At 44.8% G+C, this 5,169-nt stretch carries 2 protein-coding genes and 2 pseudogenes; 3 read left to right on the top strand and 1 reads right to left on the bottom strand.

The window, feature by feature from the left end; all coding sequences use genetic code 11:
- Positions 1-176: 176 nt before the first annotated feature.
- Positions 177-551: a rhodanese-like domain-containing protein gene (locus tag DCC82_RS12860; protein ID WP_015864470.1), complete on the bottom strand. Its 375-nt coding sequence runs from the start codon at positions 549-551 to the stop codon at positions 177-179.
- A 164-nt stretch (positions 552-715) separates the two neighbouring features.
- Between DCC82_RS12860 and DCC82_RS12855 the strand changes: the two genes are divergently transcribed.
- From DCC82_RS12855 to DCC82_RS12840, 3 genes and pseudogenes are all read left to right on the top strand, one after another.
- Positions 716-1,552, top strand: a complete 837-nt coding sequence (locus tag DCC82_RS12855; protein WP_015864469.1) for a lipoate--protein ligase family protein — start codon at positions 716-718, stop codon at positions 1,550-1,552.
- A 258-nt stretch (positions 1,553-1,810) separates the two neighbouring features.
- Positions 1,811-2,596, top strand: a pseudogene (locus tag DCC82_RS12850) (ribonucleotide reductase N-terminal alpha domain-containing protein); the annotation flags it as partial.
- A gap of 567 nt (positions 2,597-3,163) precedes the next feature.
- Positions 3,164-4,951, top strand: a pseudogene (locus DCC82_RS12840) (vitamin B12-dependent ribonucleotide reductase); the annotation flags it as partial.
- Positions 4,952-5,169 lie beyond the last annotated feature (218 nt).

The following is a 5,169-nucleotide window of genomic DNA, read 5'->3' as shown; positions in this document are numbered from 1 at the left end:
TCAACCAGCCGAACGCGGCAGCCAATTAGGCTAGCTGCAAGCCCACGGCTTTAGCCGTTGGGTAGTTGACTTTGGCAAAAAGTAAAGCGGAGCCTACTGTTTTCTTTATAATTGACGATGAGAAAAAAGGATAGATGAAAGCGTTTCGCGGCTTCCATCTATCCTTTCTAGTTGCCTTAAGCCTTTTTCTTGATTTTCCCCGTCCATGTTTTAAAACCGCCTTTTAAATGGTACAAATCGCGGTATCCTTTACGGTACAGCATTTGCGCGGCGCGGCCGCTGCGCAGCCCGTTTTGGCAATATAAATAAATTGGCTGATCCTTTCGCAACTCTTTCATGCGCATGCGCAGTTGGGTCAAAGGAATATTGCGCGCTCCTAAAATATGTCCAGCCGCAAACTCATCCGGTTCGCGGACGTCAATTAATTGCGCTTTGCGATAACCGGCGCGGAATTCTTCTTCTGTTAATGCTTTTACTATTTTTCGCTGCATGAGATAGGTGACAACAGAATAGATGATGATTGCGCCGAGAATAATAAGCAATATTTCCACAAGTAGCGCCCCCTTTCCGTTCATTTGCCAACTTCTATTATATAAGCGTTGCTTTTGATAAGCAAAATATTTTCCAAGAGTATAACAGCGTTTTTCTTTCCATGTTTCGGATTGTTTGTTAAACTAGTAGACGCAAACTTTAAAATTAAAAGAAGGGTTGAAAGATGGCAAAAGAACTTTGGCGCTTTATCGACTCCGGATACTGTTCTCCTTCGTTTAATATGGCGCTAGATGAGGCGCTTTTAGACTGGCATAGCGAAGGCAAAATTCCGCCGACGATTCGCTTTTATGGTTGGAATCCGCCGACGTTATCGATCGGGTATTTTCAAAAAGTGGAAAAAGAAATTGATTTAGAAGCGGTAAAACGCCATGGTCTCGGGTTTGTGAGACGGCCGACAGGAGGACGAGGCGTTCTTCATGATAAAGAGCTGACGTATAGTGTGATTGTTTCCGAAGAACATCCGGATATGCCAAAAACGGTGACCGAGGCGTATCGGGTGATTTCGCAAGGAATTTTAGAAGGATTTCGTTTTCTCGGCTTAAATGCCTATTTTGCCGTGCCAAAAACGGAAGAGGAGAAAGCGGATTTAAGAAGCCCAAGATCTGCCGTCTGTTTTGATGCGCCGTCATGGTATGAGCTTGTCGTCGAAGGCCGCAAAATTGCCGGCAGTGCGCAGACGCGGCAAAAAGGGGTTATTTTGCAGCACGGCTCGATTTTGCTTGACTTGGATGAAGATTTGCTTTTCAGCTTGTTTAAATATCCAAACGAACGGGTAAAAGAGCGCCTGCAACGCAATTTTAAAAACAAGGCGGTGGCGATTAACGAATTGACCAACCGCAAGATTACGATCGAAGAAGCGAAAGAAGCGTTTTATAAAGGATTTGAAAAAGGGCTTGATATCGTGCTGGAACCATATACGTTATCGCCGGAAGAACTAGAATATGTTCATGAGCTAGCACGAACGAAATATGAAAGCGATGAATGGAATTTCAAACGCTGATTGGCAACATGGAAAATCATTCATTTATCGGCAAAAAAGGCGTAATTTTTTCGTTTCTCTCCTTTTTTCGCCGTTTTCTATTGTTTTTTTTATTTGACAAAATGAAAAACAGTTGACCAAAACACAATATATAGTATGTTTTTTGTTAAAAAACATACTATATATTGTTTTTTTGTGGTTAATATGGTAAGGTAGAAAAGACAGAACACGCAGGCAGAAAAGTAATAAAAAAATAGAAAGAAGAGGAGAGATTGGAGAATGACGGTCGCGTCTTCGGAAAAAATGAAAATTAATATCGAAAAGTTGAATGAGGATATTCGTCTTTTTCCGCAAGTGCATCCAATTACGGAGGATATGAAAATTACGCATAAAGGCGTTTCTCGTTTAGTGATGTTGGATCGCTACTCATTTAAAGATACAGAAAAATTGACGCTGGGAGTCGGCGATTTTGTCGTATTGACGATTAAAGAAGATCCGAAATTCCCGGCTCGCGGCTTGGGCTTTATCGTCGATATTGATTGGGAAGCAAAAAAAGCGAAAGTGCTCGTTGAGGAAGAATATCGACACGTACTCGAAGGAGAAGAAGCAGAGACGGGAACCGTCGTCCGCCCGCTTGATGTGATCGACAAACCGCTCGAAATCTTTTACGAACAAATCGCGAAACGAAATGCAACAGGCTTGGCAGCGGTGGAAAAAACGGAGGAAAAACGGAAAGAGTGGTTTGAAAAGTTTTATCAAGAGCTTGTCAGCTTGAACTTTGTTCCAGCAGGCCGCGTATTGTACGGCGCAGGGTCAGGGAAAGATGTGACGTATTTCAACTGCTATGTCATGCCGTTTATAAAAGATTCGCGTGAAGGGATTTCCGAGCATCGCAAACAAGTAATGGAAATTATGAGCCGCGGCGGCGGCGTCGGCACGAATGGCTCGACATTGCGTCCGCGCAACACGTTAGCGCGCGGGGTGAACGGAAAATCGTCCGGATCGGTCTCCTGGCTTGACGATATTGCGAAATTAACCCACCTTGTCGAACAAGGTGGCTCCCGTTAAAAAGCGCCATGGCGGGAGTAAAATCTCGTGAATTGCTGGAACCCCCTAAAGCCAACTTGACCACAACGTGGCCGGCAACGGCGAGCGTGATGGTTTGAAAACAAGTTGGATGTAACAATGGGCAACCAGCAGCCAAGCATCTCTGGAAACGGAGATGAAGGTTCAACGACTATTGAAACTTCCTACAGCTCCCAATATAATTAAATTAAAATTATAATATTAATCAAGGTGGTTGGTATATTGGGGGCCATGGAAGGAGTAAATCGTAACGCTCGGCAACGACGTTACGAGGCACGAGACAAAGAAGAGATCATGAAGAAAGCAAAATATCTCCATGAACAAGGATATAGCCAAGTTAAAATTTGATCTTTATATTTCAAGCATCGAAGATCTCAGAAAAATATTCCATTACCTTTATCAACATGGAGATATAAAATTGAATCGTAAATATGAAAAGTTCTCTGATCTCTTCTTTGATGATATAGTCTGACCTCCGTTCGAAAGACGGAGAGCTAGGCAGAAATGACCTAGCCCGCTCCATCATATGGAGTGAGTAACAAATAGCGTGGCGCGCAAATGATTATGCTGGCAGACTGGCATCCGGACATTATCGAGTTCATCGTCTCAAAAATGCAAAATCCGCGCATTTTGCGCTATTTAATTGAAAATATGGAAGACGAAGGAATTAAAAAAGCGGCGCAAGATAAACTGAAATTCACGCCGCTTACCGAACGGGAACGAGCAATGTACCAAGCAATCGTCAACTACAAAAACGTTCCGGGCTACGGCGGCTTCAGTGAAGAAATTATTAAAGAAGCAGAAGAAAAATTACGTACAGGCGGCACATACACGGTACATAATCCAGACTTTTTAACAGGAGCAAACATTTCCGTCTGCCTGACAAAAGAGTTTATGGAAGCCGTCGAAAAAGATGAAGAGTACGAACTGCGCTTCCCGGATGTAGAAACTTACTCAGAAGAAGAAATGCGAATTTACAACGAAAAATGGCACGAAGTCGGCGATGTACGCGAATGGGAGAAAATGGGATACCGCGTGCGCGTGTACCGCAAAATTCGCGCCCGCGAGCTTTGGAAGCTGATTAATATTTGCGCGACGTATTCCGCGGAACCAGGCATTTTCTTCATCGATAACGCCAACGAAATGACGAACGCCCGAGCGTACGGTCAAAAAGTGGTTGCGACAAACCCATGTGGGGAACAACCTCTCGCACCATATTCCGTCTGCAACCTAGCAGCCATTAACCTGGCGAATATGGTCGATAAAGAAAAGAAAGTCGTCGACTATGAAAAATTAAAACGCACCGTCGAAATCGGCGTGAGAATGCAAGATAACGTTATTGACGCAACGCCGTATTTCCTAGAAGAAAACAAAAAACAAGCGCTCGGGGAGCGCCGCATCGGTCTTGGCGTTATGGGACTAGCTGATTTGCTTATTTACTGCGAAAAAGAGTACGGTTCCGAGGAAGGAAACAAACTTGTCGATGAATTGTTTAAGACGATTGCGACGACCGCTTATCGCGCGTCAATTGAACTAGCGAAAGAAAAAGGCAGCTTCCCATTCCTTGTTGGGGAAACGGAAGAAGAAACGCAAAAACTGCGGGAAGCGTTTATTAATACCGGCTATATGAAACGAATGCCGGAAGATATTCGCCAAGATATTTTGAAATACGGCATTCGCAATTCGCATTTGCTTACGGTCGCTCCGACTGGATCCACTGGAACGATGGTTGGGGTTTCTACAGGGCTTGAACCATATTTTTCCTTCTCTTACTACCGCAGCGGCCGCCTAGGCAAGTTTATTGAGGTGAAGGCCGATATCGTTCAAGAATATTTGGACAAACATCCGGAAGCGGATCCGAACAACTTGCCGCATTGGTTTGTCACGGCGATGGATTTATCGCCGGAAGCACATGCGGATGTGCAATGCATCATTCAGCGCTGGGTCGACTCCAGCCTTTCAAAAACGGTAAACGCGCCAAAAGGATATACCGTTGAGCAAGTGCAAAAAGTATATGAACGCTTATGGCGCGGCGGCGCAAAAGGCGGTACGGTCTATGTGGACGGAAGCCGCGATGCGCAAGTATTGACACTGAAAGCGGAAGAAAATACGCCCGAAGAGCAGCTCGAACTGCTCCCGGAAGAGGAAGAGGACAAAGAAACAAAACGCGCCGTTGTTCTCGTTGATACGATTCAAGATTTGCGCGCAACAGATGTAACGATCGGGTCCGAAGTCGGCAACATTTGCCCGGTTTGCCGTGAAGGTACGGTCGAAGAAATCGGCGGCTGCAACACATGCACAAGCTGCGGCGCACAGCTAAAATGCGGGCTGTAAGCAAGGCAAATCAATAAAACGGAAAGCTGGCTTAGTCAACTGACTGAGCCAGCTTTTTTCATTCATAAGAGCAGAAAAACGAAAATATAGTAGCATGAGGTGTAATTATTGACTGGGGGAGGAAGACGATGCTGATCCATATTGTGCGGTAGCGTCAAAAGTTCTATGAAAACTCCACACAGATCATCCCATTGAGCATCGTGGGGCATGCGGAGGGT

This window comes from Geobacillus sp. LYN3, from assembly GCF_003064505.1.
In the GTDB taxonomy this organism is placed as follows: Bacteria; Bacillota; Bacilli; order Bacillales; family Anoxybacillaceae; genus Parageobacillus_B; species Parageobacillus_B toebii.
The sequence above is the reverse complement of the archived record's forward strand: the minus strand, read 5'-3'. Positions and strand labels throughout refer to the sequence as shown.

Excerpts from the sequence above, each read along its gene's own strand:
- DCC82_RS12855 (WP_015864469.1), top strand. The coding sequence starts at position 716 with ATGGCAAAAGAACTTTGGCGCTTTATCGACTCCGGATACTGTTCTCCT.